We start from the raw sequence: 25,035 nt of genomic DNA, 5'->3' as shown, positions 1-25,035 counted from the left end.
TTATTTTTATGAAACTTCCAAAATTGATTGCAACTGATATAGATGGTGTTTGGACGGACGGCGGCATGTATTATGACCAGTTAGGAAATGAGTGGAAAAAATTTAATACACTAGATAGTGCAGGTGTATTATTTGCGAAATATATGGAGATTCCCGTTGTTATTATCACTGGAGAGGATACTGCTATTGTAAAAAGAAGGGCCGAGAAATTAAAGATTGAACACCTCTACATGGGTGTAAAGAATAAGTTAGAAGTTTTGCAGTCAATTTGTGATTCGCTTGACATTCATTTAGACGATGTTGCTTACATAGGCGATGATTTAAATGACATGGAAGTTTTACAGCACGTTGGTTTTTCATCATGTCCATCTAGTGCTTCTTTTTATATCCAAGAATTATGTGATCATATTTGTAAGAGTAGAGGGGGAGATGGTGTGTTTAGAGAGTTTGTCGAACACATTATTGGGGTAGAACAGTTGAAAAAGATAGTTCATAATATCAAATTAAACATACAATGATTGGCATTTTTAAAAAATTAAATTCTTCTTTAATTTTTATTTTGTCAAAATACATGATTTATGGCCTTCAGTTTTTGAATGCATTTTTTATCGCCTTCAAGTTAGGTCCATATTATCTAGGAGTGTGGGGTTTTGCAAATTTAGTTTTTCAATATTTTGACCAGCTGAATTTGGGAATCTCTCATTCTGTTAATGTAATTTGCTCCACAACTAAAGAGAAAAAGAAATATATCTCTTTAGTTGTGGGTAATTCTATGTTTTTACTTTTTTTATTGTCTATAGTTGCTATTATTACTTATTCTATTTTAGTTATTGAATACGATTTGGGTAGTAAGTATCAGATAAGTAAATATTTATTGGTATCTATAATAGTTTTTTCAACTGCATATTTTAATTCTCTTTTGACCAATGTTGTTCGAGTTTATGGCGCTATAAATCAGATTACAATTGCACAAGCAATATTTCCAATAACAACGTCGGTATTATTATTCCTTTTTAAAGAGGAAAGATTATTAGACTTACTTTTAATGTGTTACGCAATCGTAAATCTGTTCATATTATTCTTTCTATACTTAAGTCTTCCTATAAGGATTAGTTTTAATTTAAGTTTGCGTTTGCAAAAGTCAGTGTTAAGACTGGCTTTACCACTATTTTTTTATAATACATTTTTCTATTTAATATTTATTTCTACAAGAACCTTTGTAAGTTCATACTATTCGGTAGAAGATTTTGGTTATTTTACTTTCACATTCTCTTTAGCAAATATTATTGTATTATTAAGTGAGTCATTTTCTTTTCTAATTTGGCCAAAATTAATTAACAGATTTAAGCAGTTTTCTATTGATGCTTCAAAGCAACTTTTAGTGAAAATTAGGACTATTTATCTTATATTTTCCCATTTATGCTTTTATATTGCTCTGCTTTTATACCCGCTGTTGAGTGTTTATTTTGGACAGTTTAATGACACCTACCAATCATTTTCACTTTCTCTAGTCGTCGTGACATTACTATCAAACAGCTTTGGATTACAAGGGTTTTTAATTGCAAAAGGAGCTCAAAACTTTTTAGCACTAACCTCTTTATTTTCATTAATCTTAAATATAGCTTTAGGTTTTATTTTGATTTACTATTATCAGGTTACCTATTATAATGTTCTAATTGCTACATCAATTGCGTATCTAACATTCAATTTTGTACTGGCGATTAAAGTTTGCAAATTTTTATTCTTACCTGAAGATCGTTTGTTAAATGTTCTTCGTATAGGCTTTGATATTTCAATTTTAGTTCCCTTTTTTATTGCTGTAATTATCATTATTATGGATCTACATTTTTTAATGATTTTAATTCCACTATTTGCATTTTTTGTATTAAATATAAAAAAAATGCTTTTTTCCATTAGAAATATTAAAATGCTTTTTCAAAACCCGGACATATTCAACATTTAATGAGAAAAAATTATTATTTAGTAACAACGCCCCTGCAATATTGTAATGCAATAAATATTTCAACCGAGGGAATAAATATTCTAATTTTTCTTTCTGATTTTGAGGGCGCTAACACTCTTTTTGACCGGATTCGTAATTCCACATATTGGGATAGTACTTATAGTTTTAGTACTTATAATCAGGCATTTGAATTTATCAATAGAAACGTATCAATTGAAGATTATCTATATATTGATTCTGATTATGGAATGAGGACTGCACTAAAATTGAGAAAGATAAAGACGAAAGAAATTTTTGTTTATGAAGAAGGAACAGGCACCTATAGGTCAGATTTAATTTCTGCGACACACCCTAACAAAATATTGGTTATGCTTTTGAAATTTTTCGGTGTAAGTGAATATTTTGGAGGAAGTAGATTTGTGAAGGGGCTGTATATGTATGATGTAGCGAAACATGAAAAGTTAGTTCCTGATTTTCATAAAACAAGATTGCGCTTTAGAAGAAGTTTTCTAGATAATCTAGAGCTGATTAAGATGGATTTGATTTCGAAAGAGCAACGTGATTTTTATAAAAAACTAGTTGCGGGAAGAGATGTGCATTTGTACCTTACAAATTGGAATTATAATATAAAAATTGATAAAATACTAACAGATAACAGGAATGAAATGAAAAACGAGAATGCACTGTATCTTTTAAAACCACATCCACGTTTAATTAATAGTGAGTTTGAGTTTGTATATGACTCAATTTTATCAAATTCAGCTTTAGTTGAAATTTTACTAATAGATTTTAAAAAATTTTCTAAAAGTTTGACCGTCTATCATGAAGGTTCAAGTGCGTTATTGTATTTAACAGATATAAATCAAAAGAGAATTGACTAACTTTAAAATTGAAATATGGAACCGATATCAGATATATATTCTGTGTTATCATTTACTATTTCTGGGATTTAGTTCTTCTGGGATAATTAAAATGCCTGTATTACTTGCATATTTATTTGTTGTTTTTTGTATAGAATTTAGATTAACTTCTAAAAATGTTAGTTATTTTGCTTTTTTTCTAGGTCTTTCACTAATATCAGGAGTATTTTTTGTTTTTAAAATTTTTTTTGCTAACAGTAGTTTGCTCATTTATCAAATGTTTTTTTGCATAATAGTACAGATTATGCTCGAGAAGAAGATAGGGCCTAATGTTTTTTTTGTGCTATTATCAATATTTGGAATATATATCCTATACCATTTACTTATTGGAACTGACTTAGACTTTATATTGTATAATCGCAGTCGTAATATGGTAAGTTTTTATTTTTTAATTTATACAGTTTGTTATTATGTAGAAGATTTTAGATGGAATAAACATGTCAGCATATATCCTGCTCTTTTTTCAACTGTAGTAGCGTTATTGATGATAGGTCGTTCCGGCATTATATCTTCTTTATTATTATTATTATTTATTTTTGTATATCAACTCAGCAAATTAAGTATGATATCAATAGTAAAGCGAACAGGAATTCTAATCTTAATTCTTTTAAGTTTTTTTTATTACAATTATGATTTGATTACATTATTTTTTGATAATTCCTTTAGTCGTTTTGCTGAATTTGGAATGGATTTAACTGGGAGACAAGATATCATGGATACCTATCTGGCACTAATTAGGAATAATATTTTATATTTCATTATTGGTGTCCCTTTAATTGATCCTATATTTGCAGTATATGATTTTAACCTGCATAATTCTCTTTTTTCTGCCCATTATTTTTTCGGTTTTTTCGGTTTTTTATTATATGCTTTATTTTTTTATGTGATTTGTAAACCTGGCAATTATTTTTATAAGGGCTTATTGATTATTTTATTAATTAGAGCTTTTACAGATCAAGTTTTTTTTATCGATTTTTTAGATATTGTTATTTATTATCTTGTTTTTCTACAATTAATTAAAACAGAGAATAAGCCTTGTATTTCCCAATGAAAGTATTTCAAATAAGTAGCGAATTAAATGTGGGTTCTGTTGGCAAAATTTCAGAACAGATAGGTGAAAGTATTCTTAAAGAAGGCTGGCAAAGTTTTATCGCATATGGACGAGAGGGCAGCACTACTACATCCAAAGCAATAAAAATCGGCAATAAACTAGGTGTTTACTTTCACGTATTAATGACTAGATTAACGGATAAACATGGACATTTTTCATTTAATGCTACTAATAAGTTAATTGATTGTATTGATGCAATTCGACCGGATATTATTCATCTTCATCATTTGCATGGATACTTTATAAATATTGAGGTTTTATTTAAATATTTGCAACATGTCAAAATACCAGTTGTATGGACTTTTCATGACTGTTGGTCATTTACAGGTCACTGTGCATATTATGATCAAATAGGCTGTGCAAAGTGGAAAGATCACTGTCGCCAATGTCCGCAAATTCAATCATATCCAAAATCATTACTGTTGGACAGGTCAGAAAGTAATTTCACTGAGAAGAAGAATCTTTTTACAAGTGTACCCAACCTAACTATTGTACCTGTTTCTTACTGGTTAGCGGATGAGACGAAGAAATCATTCTTTAAGGAATGTCAGATACGTGTCATTCAAAACGGAATTGATATTGATAAATTTAGTTACAGAGAAAATGAAGTAAGGCCAAAATTTAATATTGGCAATAAATTCATGATTTTAGGTGTTGCCAGTCCGTGGGATATTAGAAAAGGTTTAAAATATTTTATTGAGCTATATGATAAGCTATCTAGTGACTATCAAATTGTACTTATTGGATTAAGTGCCCGACAAATATCGGAATTACCTACAGGTATTATAGGCCTGGAAAAAACAAATAGTATCGAAGAACTTGCAAATTTTTATTCGTCATCTGATGTTTTTGTTAATCCAACTCTAGAAGAGGCATTAGGATTAACAAATATTGAATCTCTGTCTTGCGGCACACCTGTGATTACTTTTAATTCTGGTGGCTCTCCTGAGACAATTGATAGAGAAACTGGAATTGTTGTAGAAAAAGGTGATATTGAAGGATTAAAATCAGCCATTGAAGAAATCAAAGAACATGGCAAAGAATACTATTTTAATAACTGTAGAAAAAGAGCAGAATTACATTTTAAAAAGCAAGATAGATTCTCTGAGTATATTGCTTTATATAAGGAATTATTAAATTTAAGTGAAAATGAATAACAGACCATATCAAATCTGTACAAAGACTATAATGGATACATCAGATCCGAATATTATCTTTAATAATAATGGTGAAAGCGACTATTATACTAATTTTAAAGTCAATATTGAACCGAACTGGTACACGGATGAAAAGGGATTTGATGAGTTAATGAAAATGGCTGCTCACATTAAGAAAACAAGTCGTAATAAAGATTTTGACTGTATTATTGGATTAAGTGGTGGATTAGATAGTTCATATGTAGCCTATGTGGCAAAAGAAATAATGGGACTTCGTCCATTAATCTTTCATGTAGATGCGGGTTGGAATACAGATAAGGCTGTTGGTAATATAGAAAAGCTGATAAACGGTTTAAGTCTTGATTTATATACCGAAGTGATCAATTGGGAAGAAATGAAAGATTTACAATTAGCTTTTCTGAAATCTCAAATAACGGATCAGGATCTACCTCAAGACTATGCTTTTTTTTCGGCATTATATCAATTTGCTCGTAAGAATAACTTCAATCATATACTAACTGGAGGAAATTTCTCAACAGAATGTTGTCGTGAACCTGAGGAATGGGGCGGTTTTCCTGGCATTGATACTCTTTTAGTAAAGGACATTCATGGTAAGTTTGGGCAACGACCACTCAAAACATTTCCTTTAGTGGATATTTTATCTTACAAGATCTATTATAAGTATGTATATGGAATGCAGGTTTTTAAGCCGTTAAATCATATTCCATTTATAAAAAAGGAAGCTGAGCAATTATTGATAGAAAATTATGGATGGGAACCATTTTTGCATAAACATCATGAATCCAGATTTACCAGATTCTATGAAGATTATTGGTTGCCACGAAAATTTGGCTTTGAGAAAAGACGAGCACATTTTTCTTCTTTAATTCTGACAGGGCAAATGTCTAGAAATGATGCGTTAGATCGAATTTCTAAACCTGAATTGTCCGAGGAATTCCTACTTCAGGAATTTGAGTATGTCGCACATAAACTTGACCTAGGAACAGAGCAGTTAAGAGAAATTTTTGAAGGGCCTAATAAAACATACAATGATTATAAGAATAAAATCGGTGTGATTAAATTCGGGGCTCAGATTATGCAAAAAATTGGTCTAGAAAAGAGACTATTTAGATAGATGATAACAATTATTGATTACGGTGTAGGTAATATAAATGCTTTTGTAAATGTTTATAAAAGGTTAAATATTCCTGTGAAAATTGCAAAAACAAAAGAAGATTTGCAATACGTGGAGAAGTTAATACTTCCGGGTGTAGGACATTTTGATCATGCTATGAGTGAATTGAATGCTTCAGGTATGAGAGAGACTTTGGATCACTTGGTATTGAATGAAGGTTTGCCAGTTTTAGGTATTTGTGTTGGCATGCAAATGATGGCTAATTATAGTGATGAAGGAAAGTTGAAAGGTTTAGGTTGGATTGATGCTTCTGTTCGTTTATTTGATGAAACAAAAATAAATCAAGTGACACGACTACCACATATGGGTTGGAATGATGTAAAGCCTGTGACAAATTCTCCTTTATTTATTGGTTTGGAAAAAGAAGCAATTTTTTACTTCTTACATAGTTATTATTTTGAATGCAATATAAAGGATGATATACAGGCTTTTGCGGATTACGGGGAGGAGTTTACTTGTGCAGTTAGCTTTAAAAATAGATACGGAATTCAGTTCCATCCCGAGAAGAGTCATCATTATGGTGAAATATTATTAAATAATTTTGCAAAACTTTAATCATCATGTTAAGACCTAGAATAATTCCGACATTACTTCTTCAAGATAACGGTTTAGTAAAAACGGTTAATTTTAAAGATTCTAAATATGTTGGAGATCCTATTAATGCTGTTAGAATCTTTAATGAAAAAGCGGTAGATGAATTGGCGATTTTTGATATAGATGCAACTGTTAAAGGCTTGGAACCGAATTACAGTTTAATTGAGCGGATTGCAAATCAATCTCGTATGCCACTATGTTATGGAGGAGGAGTGAAAAATGTAGACCAAGCACAGCGTATCTTTGGTTTAGGTATTGAAAAAATTGCTCTTTCTTCTTCTGTGTTAAATAATCCCGCTTTGATTACTGAGATTGCGAGTCGAGTTGGTTCACAGTCAGTTGTTGTTGTTTTGGATGTTAAGAAAAAATTATTTGGTGGATACGAGGCATATACTCACAATGGGAGAAAGTCGACAGGTATTAATCCATTCCAATTTATTGAAGAAGCTCATAATTTTGGGGCTGGTGAAATTGTTATAAACTCTATAGATCAAGATGGTTTGATGAAAGGTTATGACATGAATCTTATAGATAAAGCCAGACAGATGACTTCCTTACCTTTGACTGTTTTAGGTGGTGCTGGTTCGTTAGATGATATAAAGAAAGTGATTGAAAAACATCATATCATCGGTGTTTCTGCGGGTAGTTTATTTGTATTTAAAGGGATTTATAAAGCAGTACTCATTAATTATCCCACAAAAAAAGAGAAAGAAAAATTATATAATTATCAGTTCGAGAAGTAACTTGAATAGAATTGACAAGTGCTTTACAATAATTTTTAATTCGAATTGCGTAAAAAAAATTGTCTAAAGAAATTTAGAGATGTTAAAAAAGAAAAAAATTTTGATACACAGTATCGCTTTCTTTCCAGATGGTGTATCTACAGCTTATTTGTATAATGATATTGCACTGGCTTTTAAGGAGGCGGGTTATGAGGTTGTTGTTTTAACAACAACTCCTCATTACAATGTAGTTTCCGAGCAGGTAGAGCGACATGCGATGACGAAAAAAATTTTTGGACTTTATTATGAAGGAGATTATTTCGGTATTCCTGTAAAACATATTCCTCAGGTAAAATTTAAATCTACCTTTTTAAGATTATTAGGATTTGTGTATTGGCATCTATTAGCATTAATTTTAGGTTTACTTGAAAGAAAAGTTGATGTTATTTTATCGCCTTCACCTCCGCTTACCATTGGTTTAGTCAACTTAATTATTGCTAAATTTAAAGGAGCTAAAGTTATTTATAATGTGCAGGAGATTTATCCTGACTTTTTAATTGAACAGGGGGGATTGAAATCAAAGCCTGTTATTAAACTTCTCAAATCTTTAGAAAAATTTGTTTATAATAAATCGGCAGCTGTAACTACTATTGATCAAGTATTCTATGATACCATAATTCCTCGATTTGAAAATAACAGTAAATTGCATATTGTTCCCAATTTTGTTGATACGGATTTATATAAACCTTATCCAGGTGATCTAAATTTAGATCGGACAGTTTTTCCTGAGAACAAGAATATTAAATTAATGTATGCGGGTAATGTAGGGCATGCCCAAGATTGGGAACCATTATTAAAAACCGCAATCTTACTGAGAGAAGAACCTATTGAGTTTTTTATTATTGGTGAGGGTGTTATGAAAGAATATGTGCAAAAGGCTGTTCTGAAAAATGGATTATCAAAGGTTCATGTTCTACCTTATCAACCACGTGAATTGATGCCACAACTCTTGGCATATGCAGATTTGCAGTTTATATTTATGTCGAAAGAAATGGAAGGACATGGATTTCCGTCTAAAGTATATACCATTATGGCCTGTGCTAAGCCTTTGATTGTTTGCTCCGGTGAAGGCACTCCAATTGTCAATTTCTTAAAAGATTATAATTGTGCCAAAATTATTACTGAGCGTAATGAGTATGATAAAGTACAGCATATTGTAGCATTTTTAAAAACTACGAATCATCATCAATTAGTTGAAATGGGAAAAGATGGTTATGGTGTGGTGCACAATTATTACTCGAAACCAATAGTTACAGGAAAATACGTATCAATTGTAAAAAATTTACTCCATGACTAAGGTTGTTATAACAGGAGCCTCAGGATTTGTGGGCCAAAATCTAATGGTGTATCTACAAAAGAGCAATATTGAGGTGGTTTCATTATCACTTCGTCATTCTGATTGGGCGCAACATCAACCTTTAGATGGAACCGCAATTATTCATCTTGCGGGAAAGGCACATGATACATCTGATACTTCAGATTCTGATGCTTATTTTAAAATTAACCGCGATTTAACGATTGAATTATTTAATGTATTCCTTAAATCAAATGTTCGAGACTTCTTTTACTTTAGTTCAGTCAAAGCCGTTGCAGATACTGTGGGGGGTATGTTGGATGAAAATATTGTTGGTTATCCTCAGACACCTTATGGTAAGTCTAAATTAGAAGCAGAGGAGTATTTGCTAAAGCAAATGTTACCATATGGCAAAAGAATTTTTATCATAAGACCCTGTATGATCCATGGACCAGGTAATAAGGGGAACCTCAATTTGCTTTATAAAGTTGTGGAGAAAGGGTTGCCATGGCCATTGGCATCATTTAATAATCAACGTTCGTTCGTAAGTATTGATAATCTCAACTATTTGATAGAGGAAATGTTGTCAGAAAAGAGTGTCCCATCTGGGATTTATAATTTTGCAGATGACGAGACATTGTCAACAAATGATTTGGTATCTGTAATTGCACATAATTTAAACAGATCTCCTCGTTTATGCTATATATCACCTACTTTAATAAAAAATATGGTTCGTATAGGTGATTTTATTCCATTCCCGTTGAATAGCGAACGATTGAAAAAGTTGACAGAGTCTTATGTTGTTTCTAATGATAAAATAAAAAAAGCATTACGGATTGATCGATTGCCGTTGACAGCTCGGGAAGGATTAGAAATAACCTTCAAATCTTTTAGCGACAAGAGTTGATTTATTAATTATTTTTCCCTAGAAGAAATATAAATTATGCTCATAAAGTGATTGTTTATTGGCTAATTAATGATCACTTTACCGGTCTTCAACATCTCCCCAGTAGATCAATTTTAATGAATTCCCATAATTTTTTTTTCTTTAATTATTCTAAAGCAAACGGTTGTATAGCTATATTATGATATATATAAAGTTTTTATTAATAAAATTCCGTAAAAATAATTGCCTTAATATCGATTGGTGAAAAATTTTTACAGAAAAATATGTGCTACAGCGATTTAAAATCGCATAATAGAGAAATTTTTCAATTTACCTGTAACGTTTTAGGTATATTTCACGTTAAGTAAATAAATAAAGCAAATATCAGTATATTTGTAACTTTAAATTTTAACTAAATTTATGGTGTATATCTTTACCGTTATATTATTATTTGTATTGGAACTTTTGTATTTCAGGATAGCTGATAAGTTCAATATTATTGATAGGCCTAATCAACGCTCTTCGCATAGTGCGATTACATTACGAGGAGGGGGAATTATTTTTTATATTGCCATACTGCTATTTTTTATTCAATCTGGTTTTTCATATCCCTGGTTTATGGTTGGGTTGACGTTAATGGCTTCTATTTCTTTCCTCGATGATATATTAGAAATTTCTACCCGGTTAAGATTAGGAGTTCATTTTACTTCTGTTTTATTGATGGCTTTCCAAATGGGGATTTTTTCACCACCTTGGTATTACATTATTGTCACTTTCATTCTCGTTGTAGGGGTGATCAATGCGTATAATTTTATGGATGGTATCAATGGTATTACAGCGTTGTATAGCTTAGTCGTTTGTGGTCTCTTATACTATGTAAATAGAACTATAGCATTTATAGAACCAGATTATTTAATTTACGCACTATTAGGAATTCTCGTATTTGCCTTCTTTAACTTTCGTAATAAAGCCAAGTGTTTTGCTGGAGATGTCGGATCAGTAGGTATTGCTTATATCTTACTGTTTGCACTAGGTACTTTGATTTTTAAAACGGGTGATTTTATATATATATTATTTCTAGCGGTTTATGGTGTCGATGCCATTTGGTCTATCGTACGCCGTTTATATTTAGGTGAAAATATTTTGGAAGGACATCGTACCCATCTATATCAATATCTTGCCAATGAGGCAGGTTATAATAGACTTGTCATATCGGCACTTTATGGCGCACTGCAATTGGTGTTAGGGATTATGGTTATTTATTTTGCACAGTTTGATGGTAAAATAAAATGGTTATTTGCAGTGTTAATTATTGCAGTACTGAGTGGGATTTATTTAGCATTGAAAGATTACATCATCAGGCAATATGTACTTAAATTAACTAAATAAAGCTTCAGATTTAAAAGTATTGTATATTTTTGCTGGTTACACAACCGCTATACGTGCCTTGGAAGAGGGTAGTGAACTATTGGTGCATTCCGATTATCCTTTATCACACGCAACTAAAGATAACCATACTTATCCAGTAGATTATTTTGTCAATATGAAAAAATAATTAAGTTTATACCTGTTATCATGCTTTTTTCACACTCAAGCATGATTTTCCATTTTATTTCAAAAATCATTTGCATATTTCTTAGTCTATGAGTACTTTTGTTACTCATAGACTAATCAACCATATGCTAGATTCGCTAATCACGTCAAAGACAAGATTAAAGCTACTGATCAAATTTTTTGTTTCGGCAAATAACCAAGGTTATTTGAGGGGGTTAGCAGATGAGTTTCAAGAATCGACCAATGCCATTCGAAAAGAATTGAACCAATTGGAAGAAGCAGGGTATTTGAATAAAAATTCAGAAAAAAATAAAATATTTTATCGCGCCAATACACAGCACTCCTTATTTAAACCCCTTCAAAAATTAATTCATACTTTTTTAGGTATTGAGGATGTCGTTGATCAAGTTTTGTCTAGATCTGGTGGTGTTCAGTCCGTTAGTTTGATTGGAGATTACGCAAAAGGCTTGGATTCTGGTCTAATCGAGGTATTAATTACAGGAGAAGATTTAAATCAGGCATATTTATTGCAGTTAGCGGACAAAGTAAGTGAAAAATTGAAAAAGGAAATTAAACTTTATTTCAATGTGCCACAGGAAGAAGCACATTCTATCAATTTGTATACAAGTAACGTAGAAGTATAATTATATTCAAATACAATGAGCAAAATATTAATTACTGGAGGAGCCGGCTTTATTGGATCCAATTTGACAGAACATTTCTTAGGTAAAGGTTATCAAGTCGTTGTTTTAGACAATTTTGCAACTGGACATCGCCATAATTTGGCGCAACATACAAACAATCCTAATTTTTCTTTAATTGAAGGAGATATCCGTAATACAGCAGACTGTGCGTTAGCTGTACAGGGTGTAGACTATGTATTGCATCAAGCTGCTTTAGGGTCTGTTCCCCGTTCGATTAAAGATCCACAGACGACTAATGAAGTTAATGTAACAGGTTTTTTAAATATGTTAGTTGCTGCGCGTGATGCAAATGTTAAGCGTTTTGTCTATGCTGCATCTTCATCGACTTATGGCGATTCAGAAAATCTACCTAAAGTCGAAGATATTATAGGTAAGCCTTTATCACCATATGCAATCACGAAATATGTAAATGAATTATACGCTGATATTTTTTCGAAAACCTATGGTTTAGAAACAATGGGTCTACGTTACTTCAATGTATTTGGCCGTCGTCAAGATCCAAATGGAGCATATGCAGCAGTTATACCTTTATTTGTTAAGCAGTTCATGAATCATGAGGGCCCTGTTATCAATGGTACCGGTGATTATTCGCGTGATTTCACCTATATCGACAATGTAATTCAGATGAATGAATTGGCGATGACAACTGAAAATCCAGATGCTATCAACACCGTATATAATACAGCTGTTGGAGATCGTACAACTTTGAACCAATTAGTTGGCTATTTAAAAGAATATTTAACTGATTTCGATGCGGAGATCGCGCAGGTAAATGCTACAAATGGACCAAACCGTCAAGGTGATATTCCACATTCATTAGCGTCTATTGAGAAAGCAAAAACGTTATTGGGCTACGAGCCTACACATACTATTGATAAAGGCTTGAAAGCAGCGGTACAATGGTACTGGGATAACTTAAAGTAAGAATTAAAAAAACAAAATCTAAATACCAAAAAACATAAAATAGATGAAAAGAATTGCAGTTATTGGCTTAGGATACGTAGGGTTACCATTGGCCCGCTTATTTGCAACAAAATTTCCAGTAGTAGGTTTCGATATCAATCAAAAACGTATTGATGAATTACGTGCGGGAAAAGATTTGACATTAGAGGTAGAGGATGATATCTTACAGGCTGTTTTAGCTCAAGATAATCCGTTAACAACGGGTGTTAATGGCTTATGGTGTTCTAACCAATTGACAGATATCGACAATGCTAACTTTTATGTCGTTACGGTACCTACACCAGTCGATAAAAACAATCGCCCAGACTTGACACCTTTATACAAAGCTTCTGAAACTGTCGGTAAAGTTTTGAAAAAAGGAGATATTGTTGTCTACGAATCAACGGTATATCCAGGAGTGACCGAGGATGAGTGTATCCCTGTATTGGAACGCGTATCCGGGTTAAAGTTTAATGTAGATTTCTTTGCAGGTTACTCGCCAGAGCGTATCAATCCAGGAGACAAGTTACATACGGTAGAAAAAATATTAAAAGTAACAGCAGGCTCTACACCAGAAATTGGTTTAGAGGTCGATGCTGTATATAAAACGGTCATCACAGCAGGTACACATTTAGCGCCTTGTATTAAAGTCGCTGAGGCAGCTAAGGTGATTGAAAATTCACAACGTGATATCAATATTGCTTTCGTTAATGAATTGGCAAAGATTTTCAATATTTTAGATATCGATACACACGCGGTATTAGAAGCAGCAGGTACAAAATGGAACTTTTTGCCATTCAAACCAGGATTAGTTGGAGGTCACTGTATTGGTGTCGATCCTTACTATCTGGCACAAAAAGCACAAGAGCATGGTTATCATCCAGAAATTATTTTAGCCGGTCGTCGTTTAAACGATTCTATGGGCGAGTATGTAGCGTCACAAGTGATCAAGACGATGATCAAAAAAGGTATCAATGTTAATGGTGCAGAAGTATTGATGCTAGGTATAACATTCAAAGAAAACTGTCCAGATGTACGCAATACAAAGATTGTCGATGTTATTGCTGCTTTGGAAGACTATGGTGTCAAAGTAACTACCTATGATCCATGGGCAAATCCTGCAGCCGTGAAACATGAGTACAATATCGATAACTTAACGACATTACCAAATGCAAAATATGATGCCATCGTGTTAGGTGTAGCGCATAAAGAATTTTTAAGTATTGATTTTGATACTTTGAAAAAAGATACAGCGATTGTATATGATGTAAAAGGAATTATAGCGGATAAGTCTGATAATAGATTGTAATTTCAAAATGGAGAATCGAAAATTTTACTTGTTGGTATTGATAGGAACAATAATACAATTATTGTTTTACTTAGGAACTAATACGTATGTTTTTTCGATATTAGGAATAGGGGTTTTATTTGGAGCATCACTTTTCTTAAGGCCTTTTGAGGCTTTGTGTATATTTAGTTTCTTGCTTTCAAACCAAAGGATTATTGTACTAAATCAAGGTAGCGCGTCACTATTGAACCTTGTAGTATTTATTTTGATTTTTAGGCTTTTAAGTGCTAATAAGTATTATTTGCAAAGTAGAATCATTATTAATGCTATTGCTATTTTAGTTTATTCTTCATTACTTATATTTATACATGAAGACACTTCTCTTTTAGTAACATCATTTAAATTTTTGATCACTGTAAGTTTATTCTTTTATATGGGGAACCAAATCTTAAAGGAAGATCGGTATACTTCTATTAAACTTCTTAACTCTTATATTTGTGGTGCAGTATGTGCTGGTGTGTTAGGGGTAATATTTGAAGGAGTAAATCTGGGTACTGAGAGATTTTCAGCAGGCGACTATAATAACTCTAACATTCTTGGGACATCTTTCTCTTTTGCATTAACATTGCTTGTAGTACTTTTTAATAGGAAAAAACAATCTTTAAAACTCACTTTGTTATTGGGTCTTCCTTTATTATTTTTTGGTTTTTTGACACAGTCTAGATCATTCCTACTGGCGATAGCTATTTTAGCTTTATACTTGATCATTAGTAACTTCAGCGTCAAAGGTATAATTGTTTCTGTTGTATCATTAGGACTAATTTTCTTATTAAAGGACGTTTTAAATTTAACTTTCTTAAATAGAATCTTTGACAATGCAATTATGAGGGTTTTGGAGCCGAAAAATGATGATTTATCAGGAGGTCGTACTGAACTTTGGATCGGTTATTTAAATCAATTTTTCTCAGATACCAAAACACTTTTTTTTGGAAAGGGATTTGAGTTGACCCATGAGAAATACGGTTTCCCACAAGTTGCTCATAATTTTATAATAGAAACAGTGGCGGCAATGGGAGTAATAGGACTTGTCCTATATATAACACTTTTTTCAGGATTCTATTTTAATATCAAAAAGAATTTTTCTTTAAGAAATATTCCTCTCGAATTATTTATTCCTCTTTTTGTTTTACTATCTAATAATATGACTGGACATTCATTTATTAATATAGGTTTTTCATTTCAGTTCGTGTTATGGGTTATTTTAATTGGATTTTGTCAATCTACATTTAAAAAGGAAATTTCAATTACTGAGAAATTATAATTATGAAATCATTGAACATTTTTTGGCTTACAGCCATGCCCGTTTCCAATATAATAAATGAGAAAGGTATTTCTTCTTCTGGGGGCTGGTTGGCAGCCATGTTATCGCTCTTAAAAGATAACCCTGAGGTTGCTAAGATAAAAATAGTTTCGATAGCTGCTTTTAAAGAAGAAAGGAAAAGTATCGACAATGTGGAAATCGTTCAAATTCATTCAAAAAAAATTATGAATGGATATTCCAAAAATGATGTGAAAAAATTAAAAGATGAAATATTGACTTTTTCACCAACAATTATTGATGTTCAGGGCTCAGAATTTTATTTAGGGAATATCCTTCTTGATTGTAAAGTTTCAATATCTACTGTTATTACACTTCAGGGATTGGTTTCTCAGATTTGGAAGAAATTCTCTGCAGAATTACCTTTTTATTCAATTTTCAGATACTTATCGTTTAAAGATTTAGTTACAAATGATAGCTTATTGAAGCGTCAACTCGCGTATAAGAAAAGAGGTGAAAATGAGTTGTTTATATTAAAATCTTTCAGTAATTTTTTAGGTCGAACTGAATGGGATAAATTACATAGTAATGCTATTAATCCTGATGCTACTTACTATCATTGTGACAGAAGTTTAAGGGAAAGCTTTTATGACAATGAATGGGATTGTAATAATTTTAATAGGTATACATTATTTACTACACAAGCCCATTATCCGATAAAAGGTTTGCATGTTTTGCTTGATGCATTAGCTATTGTAAAAACAAAGTATAAAAATGTTAAGTTGTTTGTTGCTGGTAAGAATATCTTAAGCAAAGATCTATTATCAAGATTGAAATTAGGAACTTACGATAAATATCTTATACATAAAATAAAGAATTTAGGTTTGTCGGATAATATTGAATTTACGGGATGGTTAAATCAATCAGGCTTAGTAGATATTTTGAAATATATTAATGTTTTTGTAATACCTTCAACGATTGAAAACAGTCCCAATAGTTTGGCGGAAGCGCAGATTCTCGGTGTGCCTTGTGTAGGTTCTAATGCTGGAGGGATAAGTACTTACGTACGTCATGACGTTGACGGGCTCCTTTATAATAATAATGATGCAGTAGAATTGGCAAGGAGTATTGAGAAAGTTTTTGAATCGGATGAATTGGCAAAAAAGTTTTCAGTCAATGCAAGAGAGCAAGCAAAGATAAGACATAATAAAGCCAAAAATGTTGATGATCTTTTAAAAGCATACAAGGAAATAATTAAAGATTTTAAAGGATGAGTTTAGTTAGGCAAGGTGTTTCTTTAGCATTTTCTAAAGTATTATTTTTCCTTTTGGGTTATATTCTAACCTTTTACATCGCTAAATTATTTGGTGCTGAAGCGCTAGGAAATTATATATTAATATATTCCATATTATCAGTTGTTATCAGTTTTGTTCCATTGGGACTTAAGGATGGCTTAATGTATAAAATTCCGTTATATATTAATGAGAAAAGTTTTGATGAAGCTCGGAGCTTCTTTACAATTTCATTTATACTCAGTATATTAATTGGTGTTACTTTATGGATATTAATTATTCCTTTTGATGATCACATTATCCAGTATTTTAATTTAAGTATCCAGAATAAGCCTTTATTGAAGTGGTTTAGTGGGATTGTACTATTTGAAGGTGTTTCATTACTAATTAGTGGGGGGATTAGAGGATTTGGAGATTATAAGTTTTTTGCAATTGGTACATATGTATTAAATATTTTTAGGCTAATTGCACTCGGTTTTATATTAATCTTTCCAATTTCAAATTTTCCTGTAGAATTTACATATTTTGTTGCCGCAGTCTTAACATTTTTATTTTACATATATACTTGTTTTAAGTTACAAATGTTTGGAAAGATTCTGAAAACAACATTTGTGCCCTTTAAAAAAGTTCTCTATTTATTTTTTCCTATTGTAATAACAGGATTTTTGCTTCTTTTGCAATCAAAAATAGATCGATTCGCTTTAGGTAGATATTGTAGTATCAAAGATATAGGTGTTTATAGTATTGCTCAGGCATTGGCAGGCTTATCATCGTTTTTTCTTATTATATTTAATAGCATTTTTGCGCCTAAAATATCGACCTATTTTGCTAATAATAATATGAAGGAACTTTCAGAAATTTATAGGATATCAATCAAGTGGTTAAGCTTTTTTAATATTCTGTTTATAAGTGTAATGATTTTTTGTGGTCTTGGGTTGCTTAATTTCTATGGAGAAGAATTTCAAAATGGTTATAAAGTCCTTATAATTATATCAGTCGGTCAAATGATAAATTCAATTACTGGCGTTAGTGGTCAATTGTTAAATATGATAGGAATGGCTAATAGAATTACTTTCTTTAGCTTAATTAGTGTTGTCATAACATTAGTATTATGTTATTTTTTCGTGCCGAAGTATGGAATTATAGGAGCAGGAGTAGCAGTTTCAATTGCATTATTAGTATATAATTTATTATGTATTATTTTTGTGAAAAAGCATATAGGTATTCATCCATTCAATAGGGAATTTCTTAATCAATTTATTTCTGGGATTGTCTGTCTTATTTTTTTTGTAATTATTAAGTTGAGTTTTTTTGATTCCTCTAATTTTTATATTTCTATTATGATTAATACCATATTTCTTTTCTTTTACTGTTTATTACAATATCTTTTTTTCATGAAGGAGGAAGAAAAGGCTATTATTCTAAGGTTTTTTAAAAATAAAATTGGAAAATGATTTATAAAAACAAATTAATAAGGTATTTATACAAAGGATATCTTTTTGTGTCTTTCAAATTAAACCCGATTAAGTGCTCTAGAAAAATGGGAGTAAGATTTGGATCAAATTGTGTTATATATGGAAACAATCCAAATATGTGGGGAACAGAACCATTTCTAATTAGTTTCGGAGACAATGTGTATATAACAGATGGCTGTAAGTTTCTAACTCATGACGGTGGAACTTTGGTTTTAAGGCATTTGCAACCTGATTTGGAAATTACTAAACCAATAAAAATCGGGAATAATGTATATTTCGGAATTGACTGTTTAGTTATGCCTGGAGTAACTATTGGTAATAATGTTATTGTCGCTGCGAGATCTGTAGTGACAAAAGATGTTGCTGACAATTCAGTAATAGGCGGAGTTCCCGCAAAACATATTAAAACTCTAGATGAATACTTTAAAAAAATAAAGAAAGAATCTCTAGGTATTGGTCATTTATCAGGTGACGAAAAGGTTGTGGAATTAAAGAAAATATTTAATGAGTAAAGGATATATTGTGTATGTGGGCTCAGTAACATTTCCCTCACAAAGTGCGGCTTCAAGAAGGATTCTTGGAAATCTTAGATGTTTTCAGGAACTGGGGTATCAAACAGTTGTTTTGAGTTCTGGAGCAGGAAATGATTCTGAGGAGGATTTTGAAGGAATTAGGGTCATAAACTTAAATGAGAGAACTAATGAGAAATTACCTAGATTATTGAAACACCTTTCATATTTCGATGCTGGAAAAAAAGCAATAAAATGGTTGAAACAAAATGAGAAGGACATCGCTGCTGTTGTACTGTATAGTGGATATTCGCCTTATCTTCTGAGGTTACTTCCATGGAGTTCAAAGAGTAAAATTCCATTAGTTTTTGATGCTGTAGAATGGTATGATCCAAAAACAATATTTAATTATTTGATTGATCCATATTACTGGAATATTGAATTAGCTATGCGTGTTCTTATAAAAAGAACAAAAAATGTGATTGCAATATCTTCATTTTTAAGTGATTATTATAAAGAAAATGGATGCAATACTGTTATTATACCTCCTTTAATAGATATAAGGGACATATCACCCAATTTACAGCCAAATAAAGAATTATTGATTGTCTCATATACAGGTAATCCCGGTAGGAAAGATCTTTTCAATAACTATTTAGAAGCTGTTAATATGATCTATAATAAGAATAAACGTATCGAATTTAGAATTGCTGGCATATTAGACGCGGATTTGTTAAAATTCAAGTTTTTTAAGGATAATGGCTTTAGAAGTGTACCTTCTTATATTAAGAATTATGGAAGAGTTTCTTTCGAAAAATCCTTAGAAATAACAAAGAACTCGGATTTTAGTTTCTTACAGAGACCTTATTTACGATCAACAAAAGCTGGATTTCCAACGAAATTCGTTGAAAGTATGGCTTTAGGAACTCCAACAATTTTGAATATTACAAGTGATCTTGGCGATTATGTTATTGATGGACATAATTCAATTGTGTGTGACAATGAATCAGCAGAGGCTTTAGTGATAGCTTTGGAAAAAGCTGAAAAATTAGGATTGAATGAAAAAATGGAAATGAGAAACAACTGCAGAATCTTAGCAGAGAATTCGTTCCATTATGAGAATTACATAGATAAAATTAAATATTTCCTTGACCATGTTAAATAATAAGATTCTTTTAATAACCGGAGGAACTGGTTCCTTTGGAACAGCTGTGCTAAATCGGTTTTTACACACAGATCATTTTAAAGAAATTCGCATTTTCTCTCGTGATGAGAAAAAGCAAGATGATATGCGTAATCTTTATAAAAATGATAAGATCAAATATTATATCGGTGATGTCCGCGATTATTCATCTGTAGAGCCAGCCACAAGAGGTGTAGATTACGTTTTCCATGCGGCTGCTTTAAAACAAGTGCCTTCATGTGAATTTTTTCCTATGCAGGCGGTTAAGACCAATGTGGAAGGAACGCAGAATGTCATTCGTGCTGCGGCCTCGAATGGTGTTAAAAAAGTAATTTGCTTATCAACAGACAAAGCTGCTTATCCAATTAATGCTATGGGGATTTCTAAAGCTATGATGGAGAAAGTTGCAGTTGCTGAGGCACGTAATTTGACAGAAACTGTTGTTTGTTTGACTCGTTATGGAAATGTCATGGCATCAAGAGGATCCGTCATACCTTTGTTCTTAAATCAGATTCAGAAGGGAGAACCTATTACCATCACCGACCCTAATATGTCTCGGTTTTTCATGTCCCTAGATGATGCTGTGGACTTGGTGTTATTCGCTTTTGAACATGCTAATCCAGGAGATCTTTTTGTAAATAAAGCTCCGGCAGGTTCAATTGGTGATTTAGCTAAAGCATTGATCGAATTGACGGGTAAAGAGGTTCCTGTTAAAGTGATTGGAACGCGTCATGGTGAAAAACTTTATGAAACACTTTGTACACGTGAAGAAATGATGAAGGCCGAAGATATGGGCGATTTTTACCGTGTGCCTGCTGACAATAGGGATTTAAATTACGCAAAATATTTCTCTGAAGGTGAGCAAGATGTTTCTAAAATTGAAGATTATCATTCGCACAATACTGAACAACAAGGTGTGGAAGGTTTGAAAAAACTCATCTCAACTTTGCCTTTGATTAGAAAAGAGGTTTTTGGTGAAGATGTGATGCAATACCCTTACTAGTTTTTATAAATATTTATTTTAAAATATAATGATAGATTTTATAAAAGGAGGAATCGCTAAAGATGCTAGAGGTCAAATTCGTTTTGTGAATGATTTTGATATGTCGCTGGTTAAAAGATTTTACATCATCAAAAATGTAGACTTAACATTAGTCCGCGGTTGGAGAGCACATCGTATTGAACAACGCTGGTTTTATGTTCTTTCAGGTTCTTTTGCGATTGATATTGTACAAATTGATAATTGGGATACCGCTTCTACAGATTTATCTGTAGAACGTTTGGTGTTAAGCACAGACCAAAATCAGGTAGTACATTTGTCTACAGGTTATGCTACGGCTTTTCAAGCATTAGAAGAAAACTCTGAATTATTGGTTTTTTCAGATTTTGGAATAGACAATGCTTCTAAAGATGATTATACTTATCCCTTAGATTATTTTATAAATAGAAAATGATAAAAATAGGAATTACAGGTCAAAACGGCTTTGTAGGAAGTCATTTGTACAATACATTGGGATTGTTTCCTGAAGAATTTGAAAGAGTCGATTTTAATCGAGAAATTTTTGATCAGGATCAAGAATTAGATGCTTTCGTTTCAAAATGTGATGTCATTGTACATTTAGCAGCTCTAAATCGTCATGAGTCTGATCAAGTGTTGCACGATACGAATATAGCTTTGTCTGTGAAATTGGTTGATGCGTTAAAGAGATCCAATTCGCAGGCGCATGTACTGATTTCATCGTCGACTCAAGAGGAACGCGACAACCATTATGGAAAATCGAAGAGAATTGCTCGTCAGGCACTAGTGGATTGGGCAAATGAAAGTCAAGGAAAAGCAAGCGGATTAATAATTCCGAATGTTTTCGGAGCTTTTGGTAAGCCTTTCTATAATTCTTTTATAGCTACTTTTTGTTATCAGTTGACACATGGTGAAACACCTACTATTGCCAATGATGGAGAAGTGAAACTGATTTATGTTCAAGAACTTGTTGATCTTATTATTCAAGTGATTCGTGCAGATAAAGGTATTCCTGAGTTAATGATTGATGCTACTGCTACAAAAAAGGTTTCAGAAGTTCTAGCCTTATTAAATGATTATAAAACGAAGTATTTTGATGGAGGAGAAATTCCTGTTATCAATAACACTTTTGAGCATAACCTGTTCAATACATTCCGTACCTATATTGATCATAAATCGCATTATCCTGTAAAATTTACCCAACATACAGATCCTAGAGGGGTTTTTGTTGAGGTGATTCGTTTAGGAATCGGTGGACAATGTTCTTTTTCTACGACAGTAGCCGGAATTACGAGAGGTAATCATTACCATACTCGCAAGATCGAAAGGTTTGCCGTGATCAAAGGAAAAGCTTTGATTCAATTGAGAAAGATTGGTACGGATGAGGTCATGGATTTTTATCTTGACGGAAACGAACCTGCTTATGTCGATATGCCGATTTGGTATACCCATAATATCAAAAATATTGGAGAAGAAGAGCTGTATACGATCTTTTGGATCAATGAGCCTTTTAATCCAGAGAATGCAGATACTTATTTTGAAACTGTTTAAGTGTTAAACATATCATGAAAAAATTAAAAGTAATGACGGTTGTGGGAACACGACCAGAGATCATCAGATTATCACGTGTATTAATGGCTTTAGATGCTTCTGAGGCTGTGGAGCATATTATTGTTCATACTGGACAAAATTACGATTACGAATTGAATCAAATATTTTTTGATGATTTAGGTCTTCGTAAACCAGATTATTTTTTAGAAGCTGCAGGTAAAACAGCAACGGAGACAATTGGAAATATTTTAATCAAAATAGATCCTTTATTAGAAGAGTTAAAACCTGATGCTTTCTTAGTGTTGGGGGACACAAATTCATGTTTGTGCGCCATTCCAGCGAAGAAACGTCACATCCCAATCTTCCACATGGAAGCTGGAAACAGATGTTTTGATCAACGAGTTCCAGAAGAAACAAATCGTAAAATTGTTGATCATACCTCAGATATCAATTTAACGTATTCTGATATTGCGCGTGAATATTTATTACGTGAAGGATTACCTGCAGATCGCATCATCAAAACGGGTTCTCCTATGTTTGAGGTGTTGACGCATTACTTACCCGAAATTGAAGCATCTCAAGTTTTAGAGAAATTGAATTTAGAAGAAGGTAAATTCTTTGTTGTTTCTGCACATCGTGAAGAAAACATCAATTCAGAAAAGAATTTCCGTGGATTGATGACATCTTTGAATGCTATTGCGGAAAAGTATCAGTATCCAATCATTGTTTCTACGCATCCTCGTACGCAAAATATGATCGATAAAATGCAAATTGAAATGCACTCAAAAGTTCAGTTCTTAAAACCATTAGGCTTCCACGACTACAATGCTTTACAGAAGCGTGCTTATGCTGTTTTATCTGATTCAGGAACAATTTCCGAAGAGTCATCTATTCTAAACTTTAGAGCTCTAAATATCCGTCAGGCACATGAACGACCTGAGGCTATGGAAGAAGCATCGGTGATGATGGTTGGATTATCTCCTGAACGTATATTACAAGGTTTGACACAAGTATTACAACAGAAAGTAGGTGCAGAAAGGAACTTTAGAACTGTGGCTGATTATTCTATGCCAAATGTTTCACAAAAAGTTGTTCGTATTATTATTTCTTATACAGACTATATAAGGAGGACTGTATGGCAAGAATCTTAATAACTTCTCTTATATTTCTTTTTTTTATAAAAACTGAAGTTAATGCACAAAAATTTCAATATAAGAGTGTCACTAATGAACAATTTAACGATTTTCGTAAATTAAAAAATGTATCTGGTGAAATTCAAAGGTCTGGTTTTAAGTTGGTTAATGCATTGCCTAAAGCTTTTAAAAAAGATGGTAGTACTGATTATACAGACTTTATTCAAAAGGCACTTGATCTTCATAAGGTTGTTATTTTTCCTGATTTTCCGATTTTAATCTCAAATAAGGGACTTAGTTTGAGGAGTAATAGTATTCTATATTTCGGAGATAATAGTGAGATCGTTTTAAAACCCTCAAATTCGTCTAGTTTGTCAGTACTTAAGTTGTATAATGTACAAAATGTTAAGTTATATAATGTTAAGATTAAAGGCGATAGACAATTTTCTGTTTCTAGAAAAGGCGAATGGGCGATGGGAATTCGAGTTCAAAATTCTGAAAATATTCAAATTTTTTCCCCGTATATTAGGGATTGCTGGGGTGATGGAATATACATTGGACAAGATCCTAAAATTAGTCGTAGAACTAAAAATGTATCTATTAATGGAGGAGTTATTGATAACTGTAGAAGAAATGGAATCAGTATAACGAGTGGAGAAAATATTACATTGACAAATATTCTAATCTCTAATACTAATGGTACTTTACCGATGTCTGGATTAGTGATTGAACCAAATTCAAATTTAGACTACATTAAAGGGATAAATTTACGTAATCTATTTAGTTTTAATAATGCAGAAAATGGTTACATGTTCACTATCGCAAAATTGTATGGAAAGAAAGCTCAACAAGTAAGTATAATAGGTGATAATTTAATTGAAAATTATTCAAAGAATGGTCTTAATATCGGTGGACTACATTGGAGGTATTTAGGTACTTTCCCCCCGAAAGGTGATATTACATTATCAAATATCTTTTTATCAGGAAATAAGAGCCCTTTAATTATCGGAGAAAACTTTGATAAAGGAATTAATGTGAATATTTCACAATTGAAGGTTATTGATAGTAAATCAAAATCACTAAGGAATAATATTCAAGAAAATAGTCTTAAGAATTTAGTTAAGAATAAGGCAAATGTGAAAGTTAGCTTCGCAAATTAATTGTAA

Annotated in this window: 23 protein-coding genes and 1 pseudogene; all 24 read left to right on the top strand. The window is 32.0% G+C overall.

The window, feature by feature from the left end; translation table 11 throughout:
* Window positions 1–8: 8 nt before the first annotated feature.
* The 24 genes and pseudogenes from KO02_RS21830 (at window position 9) to KO02_RS21715 (ending at window position 25,029) form a co-directional block, all read left to right on the top strand.
* Window positions 9–518, top strand: a complete 510-nt coding sequence (locus KO02_RS21830; RefSeq protein ID WP_038701719.1) for a KdsC family phosphatase — start codon at window positions 9–11, stop codon at window positions 516–518.
* A complete protein-coding gene (locus tag KO02_RS21825) occupies window positions 515–1,963 on the top strand; it encodes a hypothetical protein (protein ID WP_038701717.1) in 1,449 nt (482 codons plus the stop codon). The genes KO02_RS21830 and KO02_RS21825 overlap by 4 nt, the downstream gene beginning before the upstream one ends.
* Window positions 1,963–2,844, top strand: coding sequence for a hypothetical protein (locus KO02_RS21820; RefSeq protein ID WP_038701715.1), 882 nt, complete (start codon window positions 1,963–1,965; stop codon window positions 2,842–2,844). Before KO02_RS21825 ends, KO02_RS21820 begins: the two co-directional genes overlap by 1 nt.
* Before the next feature lie 91 nt (window positions 2,845–2,935).
* Window positions 2,936–3,934 (top strand): hypothetical protein, encoded by a 999-nt coding sequence (locus KO02_RS21815; RefSeq protein WP_038701713.1) that lies wholly within the window; start codon window positions 2,936–2,938, stop codon window positions 3,932–3,934.
* Window positions 3,931–5,151, top strand: coding sequence for a glycosyltransferase (locus KO02_RS21810; RefSeq protein WP_038701711.1), 1,221 nt, complete (start codon window positions 3,931–3,933; stop codon window positions 5,149–5,151). The genes KO02_RS21815 and KO02_RS21810 overlap by 4 nt, the downstream gene beginning before the upstream one ends.
* Window positions 5,144–6,286 carry an N-acetyl sugar amidotransferase gene (locus KO02_RS21805; protein ID WP_038701709.1) on the top strand — a complete coding sequence of 381 codons (1,143 nt, stop codon included), beginning with the start codon at window positions 5,144–5,146 and terminating at the stop codon, window positions 6,284–6,286. The genes KO02_RS21810 and KO02_RS21805 overlap by 8 nt, the downstream gene beginning before the upstream one ends.
* Window positions 6,287–6,901 (top strand): imidazole glycerol phosphate synthase subunit HisH, encoded by a 615-nt coding sequence (gene hisH / locus KO02_RS21800; RefSeq protein WP_038701707.1) that lies wholly within the window; start codon window positions 6,287–6,289, stop codon window positions 6,899–6,901.
* Between the two features lie 5 nt (window positions 6,902–6,906).
* Window positions 6,907–7,683, top strand: a complete 777-nt coding sequence (locus KO02_RS21795; RefSeq protein ID WP_038701705.1) for an AglZ/HisF2 family acetamidino modification protein — start codon at window positions 6,907–6,909, stop codon at window positions 7,681–7,683.
* Between the two features lie 79 nt (window positions 7,684–7,762).
* Window positions 7,763–9,019 (top strand): glycosyltransferase family 4 protein, encoded by a 1,257-nt coding sequence (locus tag KO02_RS21790; RefSeq protein ID WP_038701703.1) that lies wholly within the window; start codon window positions 7,763–7,765, stop codon window positions 9,017–9,019.
* The gene (locus KO02_RS21785) at window positions 9,012–9,923 is read left to right on the top strand and encodes an NAD-dependent epimerase/dehydratase family protein (RefSeq protein WP_038701702.1); all 912 of its coding nucleotides are present in this window, start codon (window positions 9,012–9,014) and stop codon (window positions 9,921–9,923) included. Before KO02_RS21790 ends, KO02_RS21785 begins: the two co-directional genes overlap by 8 nt.
* Window positions 9,924–10,322: 399 nt before the next feature.
* On the top strand, window positions 10,323–11,291 hold the full coding sequence (locus KO02_RS21780) for an MraY family glycosyltransferase (RefSeq protein ID WP_038701700.1): 969 nt from the start codon (window positions 10,323–10,325) through the stop codon (window positions 11,289–11,291).
* A gap of 290 nt (window positions 11,292–11,581) precedes the next feature.
* Window positions 11,582–12,100 carry a transcriptional regulator gene (locus tag KO02_RS21775; RefSeq protein WP_038701698.1) on the top strand — a complete coding sequence of 173 codons (519 nt, stop codon included), beginning with the start codon at window positions 11,582–11,584 and terminating at the stop codon, window positions 12,098–12,100.
* A 15-nt stretch (window positions 12,101–12,115) separates the two neighbouring features.
* Entirely contained in the window at window positions 12,116–13,084 is a 969-nt protein-coding gene (locus KO02_RS21770; protein WP_038701696.1) for an SDR family oxidoreductase, read from the top strand.
* Between the two features lie 43 nt (window positions 13,085–13,127).
* On the top strand, window positions 13,128–14,411 hold the full coding sequence (locus KO02_RS21765; protein ID WP_038701694.1) for a nucleotide sugar dehydrogenase: 1,284 nt from the start codon (window positions 13,128–13,130) through the stop codon (window positions 14,409–14,411).
* A gap of 7 nt (window positions 14,412–14,418) precedes the next feature.
* Complete coding sequence (locus KO02_RS21760; protein WP_038701692.1) at window positions 14,419–15,711, top strand: O-antigen ligase family protein; 1,293 nt, start codon at window positions 14,419–14,421, stop codon at window positions 15,709–15,711.
* A 2-nt stretch (window positions 15,712–15,713) separates the two neighbouring features.
* The gene (locus KO02_RS21755; protein ID WP_038701690.1) at window positions 15,714–16,982 is read left to right on the top strand and encodes a glycosyltransferase family 4 protein; all 1,269 of its coding nucleotides are present in this window, start codon (window positions 15,714–15,716) and stop codon (window positions 16,980–16,982) included.
* Entirely contained in the window at window positions 16,979–18,454 is a 1,476-nt protein-coding gene (locus KO02_RS21750) for an MATE family efflux transporter (RefSeq protein WP_038701689.1), read from the top strand. The genes KO02_RS21755 and KO02_RS21750 overlap by 4 nt, the downstream gene beginning before the upstream one ends.
* A gap of 278 nt (window positions 18,455–18,732) precedes the next feature.
* Window positions 18,733–18,882: pseudogene (locus KO02_RS24455) on the top strand (acetyltransferase); the annotation flags it as partial.
* A gap of 97 nt (window positions 18,883–18,979) precedes the next feature.
* Entirely contained in the window at window positions 18,980–20,149 is a 1,170-nt protein-coding gene (locus KO02_RS21740) for a glycosyltransferase (RefSeq protein ID WP_038701685.1), read from the top strand.
* Window positions 20,139–21,170: a polysaccharide biosynthesis protein gene (locus KO02_RS21735; RefSeq protein WP_038701683.1), complete on the top strand. Its 1,032-nt coding sequence runs from the start codon at window positions 20,139–20,141 to the stop codon at window positions 21,168–21,170. The genes KO02_RS21740 and KO02_RS21735 overlap by 11 nt, the downstream gene beginning before the upstream one ends.
* 28 nt (window positions 21,171–21,198) lie before the next feature.
* Window positions 21,199–21,621, top strand: coding sequence for a WxcM-like domain-containing protein (locus tag KO02_RS21730; protein ID WP_038701681.1), 423 nt, complete (start codon window positions 21,199–21,201; stop codon window positions 21,619–21,621).
* Complete coding sequence (locus KO02_RS21725; RefSeq protein ID WP_038701678.1) at window positions 21,618–22,736, top strand: NAD-dependent epimerase/dehydratase family protein; 1,119 nt, start codon at window positions 21,618–21,620, stop codon at window positions 22,734–22,736. Before KO02_RS21730 ends, KO02_RS21725 begins: the two co-directional genes overlap by 4 nt.
* 14 nt (window positions 22,737–22,750) lie before the next feature.
* A complete protein-coding gene (gene wecB, locus KO02_RS21720) occupies window positions 22,751–23,887 on the top strand; it encodes a non-hydrolyzing UDP-N-acetylglucosamine 2-epimerase (protein ID WP_038701676.1) in 1,137 nt (378 codons plus the stop codon).
* Window positions 23,872–25,029, top strand: coding sequence for a right-handed parallel beta-helix repeat-containing protein (locus KO02_RS21715; protein ID WP_038701674.1), 1,158 nt, complete (start codon window positions 23,872–23,874; stop codon window positions 25,027–25,029). The genes wecB and KO02_RS21715 overlap by 16 nt, the downstream gene beginning before the upstream one ends.
* Window positions 25,030–25,035: the final 6 nt, after the last annotated feature.

Source organism: Sphingobacterium sp. ML3W, assembly GCF_000747525.1.
GTDB lineage: Bacteria > Bacteroidota > Bacteroidia > Sphingobacteriales > Sphingobacteriaceae > Sphingobacterium.
Note: the sequence above shows the minus strand (reverse complement) of the source record. Positions and strands in the feature narration are given on the sequence as shown.

Excerpts from the sequence above, each read along its gene's own strand:
- KO02_RS21830 (WP_038701719.1), top strand. The coding sequence starts at position 9 with ATGAAACTTCCAAAATTGATTGCAACTGATATAGATGGTGTTTGGACG.
- KO02_RS21825 (WP_038701717.1), top strand. The coding sequence starts at position 515 with ATGATTGGCATTTTTAAAAAATTAAATTCTTCTTTAATTTTTATTTTG.
- KO02_RS21820 (WP_038701715.1), top strand. The coding sequence starts at position 1,963 with ATGAGAAAAAATTATTATTTAGTAACAACGCCCCTGCAATATTGTAAT.
- KO02_RS21815 (WP_038701713.1), top strand. The coding sequence starts at position 2,936 with ATGCCTGTATTACTTGCATATTTATTTGTTGTTTTTTGTATAGAATTT.
- KO02_RS21810 (WP_038701711.1), top strand. The coding sequence starts at position 3,931 with ATGAAAGTATTTCAAATAAGTAGCGAATTAAATGTGGGTTCTGTTGGC.
- KO02_RS21805 (WP_038701709.1), top strand. The coding sequence starts at position 5,144 with ATGAATAACAGACCATATCAAATCTGTACAAAGACTATAATGGATACA.
- hisH (WP_038701707.1), top strand. The coding sequence starts at position 6,287 with ATGATAACAATTATTGATTACGGTGTAGGTAATATAAATGCTTTTGTA.
- KO02_RS21795 (WP_038701705.1), top strand. The coding sequence starts at position 6,907 with ATGTTAAGACCTAGAATAATTCCGACATTACTTCTTCAAGATAACGGT.
- KO02_RS21790 (WP_038701703.1), top strand. The coding sequence starts at position 7,763 with ATGTTAAAAAAGAAAAAAATTTTGATACACAGTATCGCTTTCTTTCCA.
- KO02_RS21785 (WP_038701702.1), top strand. The coding sequence starts at position 9,012 with ATGACTAAGGTTGTTATAACAGGAGCCTCAGGATTTGTGGGCCAAAAT.
- KO02_RS21780 (WP_038701700.1), top strand. The coding sequence starts at position 10,323 with ATGGTGTATATCTTTACCGTTATATTATTATTTGTATTGGAACTTTTG.
- KO02_RS21775 (WP_038701698.1), top strand. The coding sequence starts at position 11,582 with ATGCTAGATTCGCTAATCACGTCAAAGACAAGATTAAAGCTACTGATC.
- KO02_RS21770 (WP_038701696.1), top strand. The coding sequence starts at position 12,116 with ATGAGCAAAATATTAATTACTGGAGGAGCCGGCTTTATTGGATCCAAT.
- KO02_RS21765 (WP_038701694.1), top strand. The coding sequence starts at position 13,128 with ATGAAAAGAATTGCAGTTATTGGCTTAGGATACGTAGGGTTACCATTG.
- KO02_RS21760 (WP_038701692.1), top strand. The coding sequence starts at position 14,419 with ATGGAGAATCGAAAATTTTACTTGTTGGTATTGATAGGAACAATAATA.
- KO02_RS21755 (WP_038701690.1), top strand. The coding sequence starts at position 15,714 with ATGAAATCATTGAACATTTTTTGGCTTACAGCCATGCCCGTTTCCAAT.
- KO02_RS21750 (WP_038701689.1), top strand. The coding sequence starts at position 16,979 with ATGAGTTTAGTTAGGCAAGGTGTTTCTTTAGCATTTTCTAAAGTATTA.
- KO02_RS21740 (WP_038701685.1), top strand. The coding sequence starts at position 18,980 with ATGAGTAAAGGATATATTGTGTATGTGGGCTCAGTAACATTTCCCTCA.
- KO02_RS21735 (WP_038701683.1), top strand. The coding sequence starts at position 20,139 with ATGTTAAATAATAAGATTCTTTTAATAACCGGAGGAACTGGTTCCTTT.
- KO02_RS21730 (WP_038701681.1), top strand. The coding sequence starts at position 21,199 with ATGATAGATTTTATAAAAGGAGGAATCGCTAAAGATGCTAGAGGTCAA.
- KO02_RS21725 (WP_038701678.1), top strand. The coding sequence starts at position 21,618 with ATGATAAAAATAGGAATTACAGGTCAAAACGGCTTTGTAGGAAGTCAT.
- wecB (WP_038701676.1), top strand. The coding sequence starts at position 22,751 with ATGAAAAAATTAAAAGTAATGACGGTTGTGGGAACACGACCAGAGATC.
- KO02_RS21715 (WP_038701674.1), top strand. The coding sequence starts at position 23,872 with ATGGCAAGAATCTTAATAACTTCTCTTATATTTCTTTTTTTTATAAAA.